We start from the raw sequence: 14907 nt of genomic DNA on the forward strand, positions 1-14907 counted from the left end.
GTTCGTGCCGCAACTCCGCGCCTACGGCGCGGAGTTCGGCGTCAACATGCGCGTCCGATCAGGCGGTGATCACCTGGAGGACCGGCGGGTACGCGGCGTTCTCCCGGCTGTTGAGGTTCACCGCCAGCCCGACCCGTCCGGCCGGCTGACCGACCGTCAGGGTCAGCGCCGGATCGGCGGTGACGGCCGCGGTGACGTCCAGGGCCACCCAGTCGGCGGCGGTGGAGATCCGGCCGGTGCCGAGCGCGGCGGCCGGGGCCGGGCAGCGGTTCCAGGTCGCGGCGGTCTCCTGCCAGGCGCCGGGCGCGGTGGCGAACGCCTGGAGGTCCGTCTCGGTGCCGCCCGAGTCCGCGACCGCGCCGCGCACCCAGAGCACCGCGCGCCGCACCGTCCCCGTCAACTGCGAGGTGTCGAAGGCCAGGAGCGCCCGCCGCGAGAAGCCGGACCCGGTGGTGTCGGTGTTCTTCACCGTCAGCACGGTCGCCGTCCCGTAGTTGGCGTCGCCGTACGAGCCGTCCCGGACATAGGTGTCCTGCACGGGGGCGAGCAGCACGGCGGTCGCGGCCGCCGGCGCGCCCGAGGTGCGCAGCGTCACGGTGCGCCCGGCGCCCTGCGTGCCGCCGAGCTCCGCCAGCAGCTGCACGGAGGATCCGGTGGCCAGGACCGTGACGCCCGTGGCCGGGTCCGCCGAGACGTAGCCCGGGCGGTCCACCGTCACCCGCACTGTGGCGGACGTGCGGGACGGGTCGGCCACCGAGACGCTCAGCGTGCCGCCCGACTCCCGGACCAGCACCGAGCACGGCGCCGAGACGGTGACCGGACCAACGCTGCCCGGGGCGAAGAAGTTCGCCGCCGTCACACCCGAGGCGGAGTCCGAAATCGCCTGCACGGACGACGAGTTGGCGAGGATCGTGACCGTCGGGGCGGCCGCCCGGGCCGCCGTGGCCGCGGCGTCCGCACCCGGCAGCAGCAGGTACGCGTACCCGGCGTTCGACGGAGCGGCGCCGTGGTCGAACCAGAGCGTCAGGTAGCGACGGGTCAACGCCTCGGACGTGCCACCGGAGTTGATGTCGTGCCAACTGCCCGTCCGCGCCTCGCGCTTGGCCTGCACCGTCGCGCCGCCCGGGAACACGTAGCCGCCGAAGCCGGCGATCGCCATCGACTTCGCGCCCGCGAACTGCTGCGACCAGCCGAGCGTGACCGGCTGCGCCACCCCGTCCACCGTGAACGCGTGGGTGCCGGACGCGCCCAGGTTGCGGTTCTCCACCACCGTCTCCACCGGGACGCCGTCGGTGCAGCTGATGCCCGCACCCAGGCAGACCACCGAATCGTCCAGCAGGAACCAGGACTTCCAGCCCGACAGCGTCGACGACAGCCCGCGCACCGCCTGGCCGACCGCCGCGTACGTGCCGTCGCTCGCCCCGCCCGCCCACACGGCGTCCGGCCGGGCCGCGCCCCACACGCCGCCCGCCGCGTCCGCCAGCTTCTTCGTAGAGACGGTCGTCCCCGGCAGCCGGTACGGGTCGACGGTCGGCCAGAACGCGTCCGCGTACTGGCCGTTGCCCGTGGTCGCGTTCCACCACGCCAGCAGACCGTTGTTGGTGTGCCAGCCGCGCACGTTCTCGCCGTTGCCGGTCTCGTAGAACGTGGTGCGCGCCGAGCACATCGACAGCGACACCGCCCAGCCCGGACGGCGCACCACCGCCCGGTCCATCGCGAACACCCGTGCCCCCACCGGCTCCGCCGACGCCGCCACCGCGCCGTCGCCCATCAGCGCCTGCGCCCGCGCCAACTCCGGGACGTCCACGGCCGCGTCCGAGAGGTACGGCCGGTAGTAGTCACGGCCGATCCAGCCCTTCACCGCCGCCCGCCACCGCGCGGACTGCACCGCCGGCGCGGCGCCCGAGTCCGCCAACCGCAGGATGTGCCCGATGATCGTGTGCCCGCGGCCGTGGTCGTCCTGCTGAAGGTGCAGCAGGTCCGAGGACTGCAGACCCCGACTGCTCGCCCGGCCCACCACCGAGTCCATCACCAGGCCGTTGAACAGGAACGGCGCGTACGCCGAGTCCACCGCGTCGAACACGTTCTGCCGCTGCGGATCCGTCACCTCCCACGACGACCCCGCCAGCAGCGCGAACAGCCGGCTCAGCCCGCTCAGCAGCACCTCCCCGTACGAGCCCGTGTACGGCACCCAGGTGTGCTGCACGAACGACCCGTCCGGGTACAGCCCGTCCCCCGTCAGCACGTACGGGAACACCGGCGACAGCGCCGCCGACGCCGTCGCCAGCTTCGCCGCGCTCTTCCCGACCACCCCGCGCAGCGCCAGGACCCGGCAGAGGTCGACCCGGTTCGCCCCCGTGCTCGTCCCCGAGTACGCGGCCACCCTGGAGTCCGGGACGGCGTGGTCCACGGCCGCGCAGTAGGTGCTCACCTGAGTGGCCGTCAACTGCGGCAGCACCAGCACGCAGGTGTCCAGCAGCGCCTGCGGCGAACCGATCTGCCAGTCCCACCAGTTGTCGTACGCCGTCGCCGTCGCGGTGTACGCGGAGGCGCACAGCCGGTCCAGGCCGGTCGTGACGGCCGCGGCCAGCGTCGCGTCGCCCGTCAGCCCCGTGCCCGGCTGCGCCCACGCCAGCGCCATGGTGCGCAGCCGTACGAAGCTGCCGGTGATGTTCGCCGAGACCGACCCCAGCGGCAGGTCCGGCCAGAGCGACCCTGTCGTCGGAGCCATCGCCTGCTGCTGCGCCCGGGCCCGATCCCCGAGCGCCCGCAACGCGGAGCCGAACGGCTCGGCGGCCGGATCGAACCCGGTGCCGGTCAGCAGCGCCAGCCACCGCAGGCGGAGCGTCTCGTAGGGATCGGCGGTCGCGGCACCGGCTGCGGTGGCGGTGGTGCCGGTGACGGCGAGGGCGAGAGCACCGGCGGTGCCTGCCTGGAGCAGGGTGCGACGGGACAGGGCAGACAGGGACACGACGCCTCCGTGAGGGGGGTGGGAAAGCGCTTTCCGGGAGCCGACGGTAAGCGCTTTCCGGTCGGGGCGTCAACGGTTCGGCACGGCATTCGGTAAGCGCTTTCCACCGCGCTTTCCGCCGTCCTGGCCACCGCTCCCGCGTGCAGGTTTGCGACCGTGGCGGCACGCGCGGCCGCGGTCGGCATGGGTGGCGCAGGGGCGGCCGGGGTCGCATGGTGGTGGGCGGGGGAGCCGGGGGAAGGGTGCCCGGGGCGGGGCGAGTCAGGTGATCTGACCATGCGTCAGGTACGGCTCGGATAGGGTGCGTTCGGATTTTCGGGATCGGCCCGAGGCGGTACGGACGGGGACGGAGCAGCAATGCGGATCGGAATCATCGGTACCGGTACGGTCGGGCAGACTCTCGGCAGCAAGCTGGTCGCGCTCGGCCACGACGTCACGCTCGGGTCGCGCAGCAAGGGCAACGCCGCCGCCACCGACTGGGCGGAGCGCAGCGGCCCGGGCGGCCGGGCCGGGACGTTCGCGGAGGCGGCCGAGTTCGGCGAGCTGGTGATCGTCGCCACCGGCGGCACCGTCGCGCCCGCCGCCGTGGAGCTCGCCGGTGCGGAGAACCTGGCCGGGAAGGTCGTGCTGGACCTCTCGAACCCGCTGGTGTTCTCGCCGACCGGGGAGCTGACGCTCGACCCCGTCAACACCGACAGCGTGGGCGAGCAGCTGCAGCGCGCGCTGCCCGGGAGCCGGGTGGTGAAGGCGCTCAACACCGTGACCGTCACCGTGATGGTGGACCCCGACCGGATCCCGGGCGAGCACCAGCTGTTCGTGGCCGGCGAGGACGCCGACGCCAAGGCGCAGGTCACGGCGCTGCTGGGCGAGTTCGGGTGGCCCGCGGAGCGGGTGCTCGACCTCGGCGGGATCGACGCGGCCCGCGGGATGGAGATGCTGATGCCGTTCTGGATGCGGCTGATGCGGCACTACGGACACGCCGACTTCAACTACTCGATCCGCACCGCGAACTGAACCACGGCGCGAGCCGGGCCGCACTGCGAGCCGCACCGAACCGCGCACCGAACCGCGCCGCGAACCGAACCGCGCCGCGGGCTGAACCGCACCCGCGAGCTGGGCCGCACCGCGAACCGAACCGCACCGCGAACTCAACCGGGTCGGAACCGAACTCGGAACCGAAAAAGGAAAGGCGTCACCATGAGCACCCCCGCCGAGCAGCCCCCGTTCCGCCCGCTGGACGAGGACTGGGAGACCGCCCTCGCGATCGTCGCCCACCCCGACGACATGGAGTACGGCGCGGCCGCCGCCGTCGCCCGCTGGACCGCCCAGGGCAAACGCGTCAGCTACCTGATGGTCACCAGCGGTGAGGCCGGGATCGACGGCATGGAACCCGAGCTGTGCCGGCCGATCCGCGAGCGCGAACAGGTCGAGTCGGCGGCCCTGGTCGGCGTGGACACCGTCGAGTTCCTCGGCTACCCGGACGGCATCGTGGAGTGCGGGCTGCCACTGCGCCGCGACCTGGCGCGGGCGATCCGACGGCACCGGCCGGAGATCGTGATCACCACCAACTTCCGCGACACGTACGGCGGGGTGTTCCCGAACCAGGCCGACCACATAGCCGTCGGCCGGGCCACGCTGGACGCGGTGCCGGCGGCCGCGAACCGCTGGGTGTTCCGCGAACTCACCGCCGAGGGCCACGAGCCGTGGAACGGCGTCCGGCAGGTGTGGGCGGCCGGCTCGCCCGACGGAATGCACGCCGTCGACACCACCGAAACCTTTGCGGCGGGCGTCGCCTCGTTGGAGGCCCACCACGCCTACCTGGCGGGCCTCAGCGGGGAGATGGCCAACGCCGCCGAGTTCCTGGAGTCGATGGGCCGGATCGCCGGAAGCCGCCTCGGGACCACGTTCGCCGCCTCGTTCGAGGTGATCAACTTCCGCTGAGCCGCGGGGCCGTTCCGTCGGGCCGGTCGTCGTTCCCGCCGCTGTCACCGTCATCGGCGCCCGGGTCGTCGGCACCTGGGTCATCGGAGCCCGGGTCGTCGTCGCCGAGGACGAGCGCGAGGTCGCCGAGGCCGAGGGCCCCGAGGTCGCCGTAGTGCCGGACGCCGGGCGCGAGCAGGGCGACCGCGGAGGCCAGCAGGAACGGGTCGATCCGGCACAGGGTGGTGTCACGGCGCACCCGTACGGACGTCCGGTAGGTCTCCCCCGGACACGACCAGGCTCCAGAGGACGGCGAACCGCGTCCATCTGGACCGGATCACGTACGAACCGCCGAACTCGTGCTCGCTCGTCATGATCGACATCCTGTCGCGCGCCGGAGCGGGCGTACAGAGTGATCACGGCCCGTTGCGACGGAACGTCACCGTCGGCCGTCGGCCGGCACGTCCTCGCCGCTGTCCTGGTGCGGGATCCGGTCGCCGGCGTCCACCGGCGGCCGACGGCGGTGGCGGAGCCAGGCGCGGGTGCCGACCAGGGCGAGGACGGCCACGACGGCGATCAGCAGCAGGACCTGGTAGCGGACGGCCTGCCGGTACAGGACGGTGATGTTGCTGCCCGCGGAGTAGCCGACCGCGGCCCAGACGCCCGACCAGAGGACGGCGCCCGCGGCGTTCGCGGGCAGGAAGCGCCGCAGCGGCATCCCGGTGGTGCCGGCGACCAGTCCGTTGGTCTGCCGCAGACCGTCCACGAAGCGGGCGCCGGTGACCACCAGGGTGCCGCGGCGGCGGAAGAAGTCCTCGGCGCGGGCCATCCGCTCCGGCGTGAGCCGCAGGTAGCGTCCCCAGCGGTGGACGAACGCCAGGCCGCCGGCGCGTCCGATCAGGTAGGCCAGGCCGTTGCCGGCGAACGCGGCCAGTACCGCGACGGTCACCACCACGGGCAGCGACAGCTGCCCGGCGCCCGCGTAGACCGCGGCCAGCACCAGGATGGTCTGGCCGGGCACCGGGATCGCGCAGTTGTCGAAGAAGACCAGGACGCCGACCGCCAGGTAGCCGTAGTCGTCCAGCAGCGGGGCGAGCTGGGCCAGCGGGCCCGGCAGGGGTGGGGGCAAGGGGGACCGCTCCTCCCACCGGGCCGCGGCCCGGGATCAGCGCTGCTCTTCGCCGGGCCGGTGCTCGACGAGGCAGTCGGGGCCGGGGTAGACGAGGCCTTGGTGTCCGTCCTCGAAACGGACCAGGTAGGGCGGCGAGCCGTCGGCGCCGCGCACCTCGACGATCTCGCCCTTGCGGTCGGTCATGCCGACCGACCGGCTGTACATGTGGACGTGGTCTCCCACTGTGGCTTGCATCGCTGCTCCTGCGGTTCGGCGGGACCGGTGGCCGGGACCGGTGGGACGGGGGCGGACCCCTGTTTCCACTGTGCGGCGGCGCTCCGGGCGGTGCAATGGCGGAACCGGTCAGCCCACGGTGCGCACCGGAACGGTCACCCGAGCGGCACCGGTCGCTCGGCGGTCGGCGGAGTGGCGAGGTAGCTGCGCACCAGGCGCTTGCACTCGGCGATCAGCAGCGGGTCGCCGTCCGGGTCGGCGCGGAAGGCGAGCTTGAGGACGGCGTCCGCGCACTCCATGGCGACCCGTAGGGCGATGGCGTAGCCGGGGGCGGCGAAGAGTTCGCCGCCGATGGTGCGCAGGCGCAGCGCGACGGCCGCGTTGTTGTCGAGTTCGGCGTCCAGCAGGTGCAGGTCGTCGATCTCGGCGGGGACGGCGTCGACCAGGCCGAAGTCGAGGTGGCCGAAGCCGGGGAGGGTGCGCTTCATCGCCACGAACTCCTCGACCGCGTGGTCGGTGAACTCGGCGACGCCCGGGTGGTCGGCGGCGTCGACCCGGCGGGCCAGGCCGTCCATGAAGGACGCCAGGTTGCGTTCGGCGAGGGCGGCGAGCAGGCCCTCCTTGCCGGAGAAGAACTGGTACAGGGTGCCGATCGGCACCTCGGCGCGCAGCGCGACCTCCTTGGTGGTCAGCCCTGCCGAGCCGACCTCGTCGAGCAGACCGGCGCAGGCGTCCAGCAGCCGCTCGTACCGCTCCTGGCTGCGCTGCTGCACCGGGCGGCGGCGGGCACCGGCCGCCGGGGCGCGGGAGGCGGTGGCGGGGGCGGAGGGCTGCGCGGTCATGGCGGACACTCTGCCGCATCGGGTCGCGTCGCGGCCAATCCCGGTGCCGGGCACGCGGGGCGGTGTGATTGGCTGGCCGTTCGACGACGGACGGGAACGTTCCGGCAGGCCCGGGGCGGTGGCGGAGGTGGCGGGTGTGGACGGGCGGCCGGTGACGGTGCAGCGGGCCGGGCGGCTGGAGGACGGCGGGTGCCGGCACCTGCTGGTGTGGCGGGCCGGTCCGGGCTGGCGGATGGTCAGCTCCGGAGTGCTCGGCGGCGGGCTGGGCGAACGCCACTGGGTGCTGAACGCCCAGGTCCGGGCCGGCTACGAGCGGCTGGACCCGGATGCGCACCTGGCCGAACTCGCCGCCGCGCAGGGCCTGGTGGGCCCCGGGGTGGGCCTGATGACGGCCGCCGAGGTGGACGCCTGCACCTGGGCGGAGGACGGCGGGGTGACGGCCGTGGTCACCACCGGAATAGGCGTACCGACCTGGGCCGCCGAAGCTGACGCAGCGTCAACTTCCCTTGCTCCAAGGGATTCCTGGGCGCCGGGGACGATCAATGTGCTGGCGGTGGTCCCGGCGGCGGTGGCGGACGCGGGGCTGGTGAACCTGCTGGCGACGGCCACCGAGGCGAAGGTGCAGGCCCTGCTGGAGGCCGGCCGCGACTGTTCGGGCACTCCGTCGGACGCGGTCTGCGTCGCCGTGCGGACGCCGGTGGCGGGCGAGCCGGTCGAGCCGTTCGGCGGCCCGCGCTCGCACTGGGGCTCCCGGCTGGCGCGGGCGGTGCGGGCGGCGGTGTTCGAGGGGGCGGTGCTGGACCGCGAGCGCCGCGCCGAGTGGGACGGTCCGCCGGTGCACCCGACGACGGTGCCGGGCTGCGAACTCGCGGACGTGCTGACGGGGCGTGGCCTCCGGTAGGGCCGTCAGGTGCCGGGCAGCCGGTCCTGGTCGATCACGTAGACCCGGGTGCGCTCGGGCGCGTCGGCGCAGTGCCGGCCGAGCTTCTCCCAGCGGGACTCGGGGGAGTGCAGCGGCCGGTGGCACCGACGGCACCGGACGACCGGGGCAGGACGGCGCTCGACGGCTGTCCCCGGCAGCGGCGGTTCGACGGTCTTCAGGTCGGTGCTCATCCCTCCAGTTCATCATTCCGGCCCGGCGGCGGTGCGACGGGGGCCGCCCCCGCGCCCGCGGGCCCGGAGCGGCGGTGCGCCGCGAACGTCGCGCCGGCGGGCAAGGGCTCGCGACTCCAAGGCCGTTCGGGGTGGCGCGGGTATCCTGGGCGCTCTGTGCGGACGGGGGAAATCGGGACGTCATGGTGAGAGTGCTGCTGGCCGAGGACATGCACCTGGTGCGCGGCGCCCTGCGGGCGCTGCTCTCCGCGGCCGGCGACATCGAGGTGGTGGCCGACACCGGGCACGGCGACCAGGTGGTCGCCGCCGCGCTCGCCCACCGGCCCGACGTGGCCGTGCTGGACGTCGACATGCCCGGCGCCGACGGCCTCACCAACGCGGGCGTGCTGCGTGAACGGCTGCCCGGGTGCGGGGTGCTGATCCTGACGGCGCATCGGCGGCCCGAGGTGCTGCGGGCCGCGCTGGCCGCCGGGGCGACGGGGTTCATGCCGAAGGACGCCCCGCCGGAGCGGCTCGCCGAGGCGATCCGGACGGTCGCGGCGGGCGGCACCGCGATCGACCCCGAACTCGCCGCCCGCGCGCTCACGGCCCCCGCCAGCCCGCTCACCGAACGCGAGGCGCAGGCCCTCGCCCTGGCGGCGGACGGCTGCGAGCCGCGCGAGATCGCCAAGCGACTGCACCTGTCGGCCGGCACCGTCCGCAACTACCTGGCCGCCGCCCAGGTCAAACTCGACGCCCGCACCCGCCTGGACGCCGTCCGGATCGCCCGGGAGGCCGGCTGGCTGCCGACCCCGGTCTCAACTTCCGCTCGGTGACGGGCTGTTGCGCAGGACGCGCAGGCCCCGGACCTGCCAGGAGATCTGGCGGACGTCGGGCCTCGGGCGCAGGTGGCCCCACTGGCCGGCCGACACCGACAGGTTGACGATGATCCAGGCCCGCCAGTCGGCGCCGACGCCGTGGCCGTCCGCGAACACCTGGCGGCCGTCCACCGACCAGACCACCGAGTCCGCGCCGAAGCGGCAGGTGACGGTGAACCAGGTGCCGGGAGTGACCAGACCGTCCAGGTAGGCCGGGCTGCCCGGGTTGACGTGGTTGCTCAGCTCCAGCATCCGCGGGTGGTCGGGGTGGTACTCCAGGACGTCCACCTCGCCGTGCCCGGGCTGCGAGCGGCCCGAGGCGGTGTCCCGCCCCCACGTCCAGAGGGCGGGCCAGGCGCCCTGGGTGGCCGACAGCAGGCACTGCGCCTCCAGCACGTCCTCCGGCCGGAGTTCGAAACCGCCCCGGGTGTTCTCCGTGGTCACCAGCGGGGTCCGCCAGCTGAACGGGTTCTCCCGCACCGCCGTGAACACGTCGCCGTCCGGGCCGAAGCCCGCCACCAGGTGGTCCAGCTTGTTGTCACCGCTGTTGCGCCCGTCCGGCGGGTACGCGGACGAAGCGCCGGCGGCCCACTGCGAGGCGTCCGAGAACGGGGCGTCGAAGACGACGACGGGGGCGGGCGTTCCCGGGGCGAGGTCGGCGGAGTCGGTGGGGGCGGCGGAGTCCGTGGGGTCCGTGGGGCTGCCGTTCGGGGGGATCACTTCGGTCACCGGACACTCTCCCGGGTCGCGCGATTGGTTCATCCGGGGGCATTCCCGGCAAAAGCGTTCCACGACCGTCCGCGCCACCGGCGCACTGAGGTGCGAGCGCCGGCGTGGGGGCGCGCAACGGCGTGCGACGGACCGGGCGGGCCGGGCCGGGTGTGACACAGTGGCGCGATGAAGACGATCGGCCTGCTCGGCGGCATGAGTTGGGAATCCACGGCGGAGTACTACCGGCTGCTCAACGAGTTCACCCGCGAACGCCTCGGCGGGCTGCACTCCGCCAAGTGCGTCCTGCACTCGGTGGACTTCGCGGAGATCGAACACCTCCAGGCCACCGGACAGTGGCAGGCGGCGGGCGAACTGCTCGCCGCCGCCGCGAAATCCGTCGAAGCGGGCGGCGCGGACCTGCTGCTGATCTGCACCAACACCATGCACAAGGTGGCCGACCAGGTCTCCGCAGCAGTCGGCATCCCCCTGCTGCACCTCGGCGACGCCACCGCAGAAGCCGTACTGGCCGCCGGAGTTCGACGGGTCGGCCTGCTCGGCACCGCGTTCACCATGGAACAGGACTTCTACCGCGACCGCCTCGCCGCCCACGGCCTGGACGTGATCGTCCCGCCCCCCGCCGACCGGGACCTGGTGCACCGGGTGATCTACCAGGAGCTGTGCCTCGGCGTGGTCCGGGACGAGTCCCGCGAGGCCTACCGCGCAGTGATCGCCGCCCTGGTGGCGGCCGGCGCACAGGGGGTGATCCTCGGCTGCACGGAGATCGAGCTGCTCATCGGCGCGGAGGACAGCCCGGTGCCGGTCTTCCCCACGACACGGATCCACGCGGCCGCGGCGGTGGCGGCGGCACAAAGCGAGGGTGAGAACCACCAGGGGAGCGTAGGGGGCGCCTCCCAGCCCGCCAGGGCTGGGGGAGAACTGCGCGATGCGGAAGGCACCCGGCCGCGAGATCGCGACGCAGGACCATGACCTGCACGTGATCGCGACCCGGCCGGCGCTCACGCCCTGCTCGGGCGGTGCGCCGCGCCCCTGACCTTCAAGTCGAGCGTCCAGTGATCCGGCGGTGTCGGCCCCGTGGTGAGGCTCGCGCCGAAGGCGCCGGCGCGGGCCGTGAGGTTGGGGGTGCCGTTGCCGGGGTGGTGCGGGCCCGGGCGGGGGTGGTTGTTGGTGAGGTGCAGGCCCTCGGGGTGGAGGGTGAGGGTGCAGTGGGTGGCCCGGCTGTGGCGGAGGAGGTTGGTGACGCCCTCGCGCAGGACGGCCGCGAGCAGGGGGCGGGCCTCGGCGGGGGTGGTGTCGGGGGTGCCGGTGAGTCGCAGGTCGATTCCGGCGGCGGCCAGCAGGGCCTTCGTGGAGGCGAGTTCACGGTCGAGGTCGAGTTCGGTGTGGTCCGCGGGGATGGCGCGCAGCTCGGCGAGAGTGCGTTCGGCGAGGGCGGCGGCCTGCGGCAGGTGTTCGGCGGCGGGTTCGCGGAGGGCGAGCTCGGCGGTGACGGCGACGGCGGTGAGGCCGGAGCCGAGCAGGTCGTGGACGTCGCGGGCGATCCGTCGTCGTTCGCGGGCGACGGCCAGTTCGGCCAGCGCCCGGCGGGCCTCGCGGACCCGGTGCACCAGGGTGGTGAGCAGCGTCAGGCCGTAGTACACGAGGGCGATGGTGACGACGTCGACGGCCGCTGTCCCGCTCACCGTGCCGGCCGCGACCACCGCTGTGCCGAACGCGGGCCACCCGGCGGCGGGCGGCAGCAGGACCAGCGCGGACGCGGCGGCGAAGGCGAGCAGTTGCGGGTGCGGGCCGGCCGGTCCGAACAGCACGGCGACCGCGAGGGCGCACTGGAGTGCCCACGTCCAGCGGTACCCGGGCGGGTGGACTCCTGGCGGGCGGTGGAGCGAGTGGTGCACCTGGAGGCCGGTGACGACGGTCAACGCGCCGATGGCGACGGCCAGATGGAGCGGGGTGAGGTCGAGGTCGGCGAGGAGGGCGAGGCCGGCGGCCAGGTAGCCGAGGTGGACGGCGATCAGTACGGGCAGCACCGGTGCGGGCATCGGGCCGTCCGGCGGGTCGGCGGGGCGGGGCGGTTCGGGGGTCGCGCGGACCCGGGCGGCGGCCCGGCGGGCGGTGGCCGCGACGGCGGCGGCGTCCCCGTCGGCGGCCAGCCGCAGGACCGCGGCCAGTGGCACCCCGATCGCGGCGTGCAGCTCACGGGCCGCGCGCTGCCGCTCCTGCGTGACCTGCGCGGCGGCCAACTGGTCGCGTGCGGCGTGGAGTTCGGCGTACAGGTGGAAGAGCCTGGTCAGCGCGTAGACCGTCAGGCCCTGGGCGAGGGCGTTGCTCGCGGCGTTCGCCGCCCGGTGGCCGGTGTCCCCGGCGAGTACCGCGGCGCCTGCCACCACCAGGGCGAACAGCACCCAGCGCACCGGCCGGCGGACCAGCAGGAGCACCGACGCGGCGGCGAAGCCCGGCACGCCCGACCAAGGGGCGAGCAGCAGTTGGGCGGCCAGCGTCCACGCCCCGCGCAGCCGGGTCGTCCACGGCAGGCAGTGCACGGCCTGCACGGCCAGCGCCACCAGGGCGGCGGGCGCGGGCCACCATCCGCCGTCGGCCGGTGCGGCCATGCCGAACATCGCACCCAGCAGCACCAGCGACAGCACCACCGGGCCGGGCAGGCCCTCGTCCTCGTCCTTCGTTACCCCCAACACCCGGCCATTGTGCCCGAGTTGATCATGCGACTCGCGCCCCGGCCGACCGGTGGACGGTGCGGCGCGCGCCGGGGCGCCGTCGGCGGGAGGCTGGAATGGAGGCACGGACTCGGAGGAGGTTGCCATGACTCAGCAGGCCCAGTGCGGGCCGGAGCGGGATCCGGAGTTCTTCAAGGACGTGGCTGCGGTGTTCGCCAAGTACCCGGAGTCGTCGAAGAGATACTCGGTGCGGTGTCTGGCCGCCGAGACCGAGGTGCTGGGAGTGGACTTCACGAAGCAGGTCGGGGTGTCGCGCATCGAGGGCGGGCGGATGGTGACGGAGTTCGTCAGCCGCGACGACTTCGGGAACGAGTCCGAGGACGGACCGTTCTGCTGTGAACTCGCCGGCGAGGCACCGCACATGTTCTGCGTCAGGTACTGCAAGCTCTGAGCGCCCGGGTGCGCTCCGCAGGTGGGGGAGGTGCAGAATGCATGCCGACAGGTGCGCCGGGCACTGCACCGACCCCCGGGCCGGGGACGATCGTTGACGCATGATCAGTCGTCGAACCGCCGTCCTCGGCCTCGTCCTCGCCGCCGCTCTGCTGCCGACCGCCGCACCCGCACACGCCGCCCCTGCTCCGGTCGTCCCTGCCACGCTGGCCGGGCTGATCGACCGGACGGTGACGGCGCAGCTGAGCCGCGACCGGATACCGGGGGCCGCCGTCGCCGTGGTCGGCGCCGACGGGAGTGTGCTCACCCGGGGCTACGGCGTCGCCGACATCGCCGCCGGGACGCCCGTCGATCCGGACCGCACCGGGTTCTATCTCGGCTCGCTGGCCAAGTTGTTCACCGCGCAGGCCGGCGCCCAGCTGATCGTGGAGGGGCGGCTCGACCCCGGCGCCGACGTCAACCGCTACCTGCCGCCCGCCGACCGTCTGCCCGACAGCTACCCCGGGCGCCCCGTCACGACCGACCACCTGCTCACCCACACCGCCGGCTTCGACAGCGATCTGGTCGGCGTCAACTCAGCTGAACCGCAGGGGATTTCCAGTCTGGCCGACAGCCTGGCCGCGCACCGCCCGGCCCGGGTCCGGCCGCCCGGGACGGTCGTCGCCTACGACAACTACGGTGCCGCGCTGGCCGGTCTGGTGGTCGAACGGGTCAGCGGCCGCCCGTTCGCGGAGCAACTGCGCATGCGCGTCCTGGACCCGCTGGGGATGACCCGCACCTCGTTCGTCCAGCCGCATCCAGAGGGCCTGCAACCCGCCCGCGGCTACCGGCCCGACGGCGCGGACGGCTGGGTCGAGGACCGCGGCCAGTACGGGCCGTGGACGCCCAGCGGCCCCGGCGGCCTCACCACCGCCGCCGACATGGCCCGCTGGCTGCGCGCCCAGCTCGCTCCCGACGCCGCCGGACGCCTGATGCAGACCACGCACTACCGGCAGGACCCGGCACTGCCCGGTGTCGGGTACGCCTACGAGGGCTGGACCCGGGACGGTTTCACCGGCTGGTTCAAGGACGGCGACCTGCCCGGCTTCCACGGCAACCTGCTGGTGCTGCCCGAACAGGGCCTCGGCATCTACGTGGTGTACAACGGCGACGGCGTGGACGGCAGCGCCAACTGGGACGGCAAGGAGCTGATCCGCGCCGTGGTCGACGCCCTCCCCGGAGCCGAGGCGCCGGCGGGCGGCGGACGTTCGGGCAGTGCGGCGGAGGCCGGGAAGGTCGCCGGGACGTACCGGGCCGCCCGGGTCAGCCGGGACAGCCTGATGCGGACCGAGGAGCTGTTCGGCTCGGTCACCGTCACCGCCGAGGGCAGCGGCCTGCGCACCGACGGCCTGGCGCTCGACCCCCGGCACCCCGAACAGCACTGGCTGCCGCTCGGCGGCGACCGCTACCGGGAACGCGACGGGCAGGCGGAAATCGCTTTCCGCAACGGGGTGCTGACCGCCTCCGACAACCCGTCCACCGCCTACCGGGCACTGACCTGGCGGAATCGGCCCGGCCCGCGGCTGGCCGTTCTCGGTGTCGCCCTGACCGTGCTGCTGGGCGCGGCCGTCGCCGTGCCCGCCACCGCGCTCACCCGGCGACTGCGCCGGCGGCCCGCCCACCCGCGGCCCGCGCAGGCCGCCCGGGCCGCCGCCGCCCTCGCCGGGCTGCTCGCCGCGGGGTTCCTCACCGCGCTGCTCGCCCTGGTGTCCGACGGCAACGCCATGATGGAGGCCGTCCCGCTCGGCACCCCGCTGGCCCTCGCCCCCACCTGGTGGGGCGCGGCCTTCCCGCTCGTCGCGCTCGCCGTCACCGCCGGTGCGGTGGCCGGCTGGCTGCGCCACTGGTGGCGGCCGGCCGGCCGGCTCGCGATGACCGCCACCGCGCTCGCCTGCTGCGCGCTCACGGCCTTCCTGGCCCAGTACCACCTGATCGCCGGGCCGCTGGGCGCGCTGCTCGGCTGAGCGGG

Annotated in this window: 16 protein-coding genes; 7 read left to right on the plus strand and 9 right to left on the minus strand. The window is 74.3% G+C overall.

All coding sequences use genetic code 11. From position 1 onward, the window contains the following. Positions 1-58: 58 nt before the first annotated feature. Entirely contained in the window at positions 59-2971 is a 2913-nt protein-coding gene (locus ACI1MP_RS33520; protein WP_404870315.1) for a polysaccharide lyase family 8 super-sandwich domain-containing protein, read from the minus strand. 357 nt (positions 2972-3328) lie between these two features. On the opposite strand from ACI1MP_RS33520, the gene ACI1MP_RS33525 reads away from it, so the two are divergent. Both ACI1MP_RS33525 and ACI1MP_RS33530 read left to right on the plus strand, forming a co-directional pair. Continuing rightward, the gene (locus tag ACI1MP_RS33525; protein WP_380337293.1) at positions 3329-3985 is read left to right on the plus strand and encodes an NADPH-dependent F420 reductase; all 657 of its coding nucleotides are present in this window, start codon (positions 3329-3331) and stop codon (positions 3983-3985) included. A gap of 183 nt (positions 3986-4168) precedes the next feature. Beyond that, the gene (locus tag ACI1MP_RS33530; RefSeq protein WP_404870316.1) at positions 4169-4912 is read left to right on the plus strand and encodes a PIG-L deacetylase family protein; all 744 of its coding nucleotides are present in this window, start codon (positions 4169-4171) and stop codon (positions 4910-4912) included. On the opposite strand, the gene ACI1MP_RS33535 is transcribed toward ACI1MP_RS33530, so the two are convergent. From ACI1MP_RS33535 to ACI1MP_RS33555, 5 genes are all read right to left on the minus strand, one after another. Further along, entirely contained in the window at positions 4899-5150 is a 252-nt protein-coding gene (locus ACI1MP_RS33535) for a hypothetical protein (RefSeq protein ID WP_404870317.1), read from the minus strand. The two genes, ACI1MP_RS33530 and ACI1MP_RS33535, sit on opposite strands and share 14 nt — an antisense overlap. Further along, positions 5140-5265 (minus strand): hypothetical protein, encoded by a 126-nt coding sequence (locus ACI1MP_RS33540; protein ID WP_404870318.1) that lies wholly within the window; start codon positions 5263-5265, stop codon positions 5140-5142. Before ACI1MP_RS33540 ends, ACI1MP_RS33535 begins: the two co-directional genes overlap by 11 nt. A gap of 65 nt (positions 5266-5330) precedes the next feature. Further along, on the minus strand, positions 5331-6020 hold the full coding sequence (locus tag ACI1MP_RS33545) for a DedA family protein (RefSeq protein ID WP_404870319.1): 690 nt from the start codon (positions 6018-6020) through the stop codon (positions 5331-5333). Between the two features lie 36 nt (positions 6021-6056). After that, positions 6057-6257, minus strand: coding sequence for a DUF1918 domain-containing protein (locus ACI1MP_RS33550; protein ID WP_380337304.1), 201 nt, complete (start codon positions 6255-6257; stop codon positions 6057-6059). Between the two features lie 134 nt (positions 6258-6391). Beyond that, on the minus strand, positions 6392-7078 hold the full coding sequence (locus tag ACI1MP_RS33555; protein WP_404870320.1) for a TetR/AcrR family transcriptional regulator: 687 nt from the start codon (positions 7076-7078) through the stop codon (positions 6392-6394). A gap of 136 nt (positions 7079-7214) precedes the next feature. On the opposite strand from ACI1MP_RS33555, the gene ACI1MP_RS33560 reads away from it, so the two are divergent. Beyond that, entirely contained in the window at positions 7215-7979 is a 765-nt protein-coding gene (locus ACI1MP_RS33560) for an adenosylcobinamide amidohydrolase (RefSeq protein ID WP_404870321.1), read from the plus strand. A 5-nt stretch (positions 7980-7984) separates the two neighbouring features. On the opposite strand, the gene ACI1MP_RS33565 is transcribed toward ACI1MP_RS33560, so the two are convergent. Continuing rightward, the gene (locus ACI1MP_RS33565; RefSeq protein ID WP_043907866.1) at positions 7985-8191 is read right to left on the minus strand and encodes a DUF6011 domain-containing protein; all 207 of its coding nucleotides are present in this window, start codon (positions 8189-8191) and stop codon (positions 7985-7987) included. A gap of 182 nt (positions 8192-8373) precedes the next feature. Between ACI1MP_RS33565 and ACI1MP_RS33570 the strand changes: the two genes are divergently transcribed. Continuing rightward, a complete protein-coding gene (locus ACI1MP_RS33570; protein WP_100585533.1) occupies positions 8374-9006 on the plus strand; it encodes a response regulator in 633 nt (210 codons plus the stop codon). On the opposite strand, the gene ACI1MP_RS33575 is transcribed toward ACI1MP_RS33570, so the two are convergent. Beyond that, positions 8989-9777, minus strand: a complete 789-nt coding sequence (locus ACI1MP_RS33575) for a beta-glucanase (RefSeq protein WP_404870322.1) — start codon at positions 9775-9777, stop codon at positions 8989-8991. The two genes, ACI1MP_RS33570 and ACI1MP_RS33575, sit on opposite strands and share 18 nt — an antisense overlap. A 168-nt stretch (positions 9778-9945) precedes the next feature. Between ACI1MP_RS33575 and ACI1MP_RS33580 the strand changes: the two genes are divergently transcribed. Then, entirely contained in the window at positions 9946-10746 is an 801-nt protein-coding gene (locus ACI1MP_RS33580; protein ID WP_404870323.1) for an aspartate/glutamate racemase family protein, read from the plus strand. A 29-nt stretch (positions 10747-10775) separates the two neighbouring features. Here the strand turns inward: ACI1MP_RS33580 and ACI1MP_RS33585 are convergent, their stop codons facing one another. Continuing rightward, entirely contained in the window at positions 10776-12470 is a 1695-nt protein-coding gene (locus tag ACI1MP_RS33585) for a sensor histidine kinase (RefSeq protein WP_404870324.1), read from the minus strand. A 124-nt stretch (positions 12471-12594) separates the two neighbouring features. Here ACI1MP_RS33585 and ACI1MP_RS33590 point away from each other — a divergent pair, with 124 nt between their 5' ends. Both ACI1MP_RS33590 and ACI1MP_RS33595 read left to right on the plus strand, forming a co-directional pair. Further along, positions 12595-12900: a hypothetical protein gene (locus tag ACI1MP_RS33590; protein ID WP_100585536.1), complete on the plus strand. Its 306-nt coding sequence runs from the start codon at positions 12595-12597 to the stop codon at positions 12898-12900. Positions 12901-13000: 100 nt separating this feature from the next. Beyond that, a complete protein-coding gene (locus tag ACI1MP_RS33595) occupies positions 13001-14902 on the plus strand; it encodes a serine hydrolase domain-containing protein (protein WP_404870325.1) in 1902 nt (633 codons plus the stop codon). Positions 14903-14907 lie beyond the last annotated feature (5 nt).

The organism is Kitasatospora griseola, assembly GCF_044999035.1.
Classification (GTDB): Bacteria; Actinomycetota; Actinomycetes; order Streptomycetales; family Streptomycetaceae; genus Kitasatospora; species Kitasatospora griseola.

Coding starts and splice junctions, on each gene's coding strand:
- ACI1MP_RS33525 (WP_380337293.1), top strand. CDS start 3,329: ATGCGGATCGGAATCATCGGTACCGGTACGGTCGGGCAGACTCTCGGC.
- ACI1MP_RS33530 (WP_404870316.1), top strand. CDS start 4,169: ATGAGCACCCCCGCCGAGCAGCCCCCGTTCCGCCCGCTGGACGAGGAC.
- ACI1MP_RS33540 (WP_404870318.1), bottom strand. CDS start 5,265: ATGACGAGCGAGCACGAGTTCGGCGGTTCGTACGTGATCCGGTCCAGA.
- ACI1MP_RS33550 (WP_380337304.1), bottom strand. CDS start 6,257: ATGCAAGCCACAGTGGGAGACCACGTCCACATGTACAGCCGGTCGGTC.
- ACI1MP_RS33555 (WP_404870320.1), bottom strand. CDS start 7,078: ATGACCGCGCAGCCCTCCGCCCCCGCCACCGCCTCCCGCGCCCCGGCG.
- ACI1MP_RS33565 (WP_043907866.1), bottom strand. CDS start 8,191: ATGAGCACCGACCTGAAGACCGTCGAACCGCCGCTGCCGGGGACAGCC.
- ACI1MP_RS33570 (WP_100585533.1), top strand. CDS start 8,374: ATGGTGAGAGTGCTGCTGGCCGAGGACATGCACCTGGTGCGCGGCGCC.
- ACI1MP_RS33580 (WP_404870323.1), top strand. CDS start 9,946: ATGAAGACGATCGGCCTGCTCGGCGGCATGAGTTGGGAATCCACGGCG.
- ACI1MP_RS33590 (WP_100585536.1), top strand. CDS start 12,595: ATGACTCAGCAGGCCCAGTGCGGGCCGGAGCGGGATCCGGAGTTCTTC.
- ACI1MP_RS33595 (WP_404870325.1), top strand. CDS start 13,001: ATGATCAGTCGTCGAACCGCCGTCCTCGGCCTCGTCCTCGCCGCCGCT.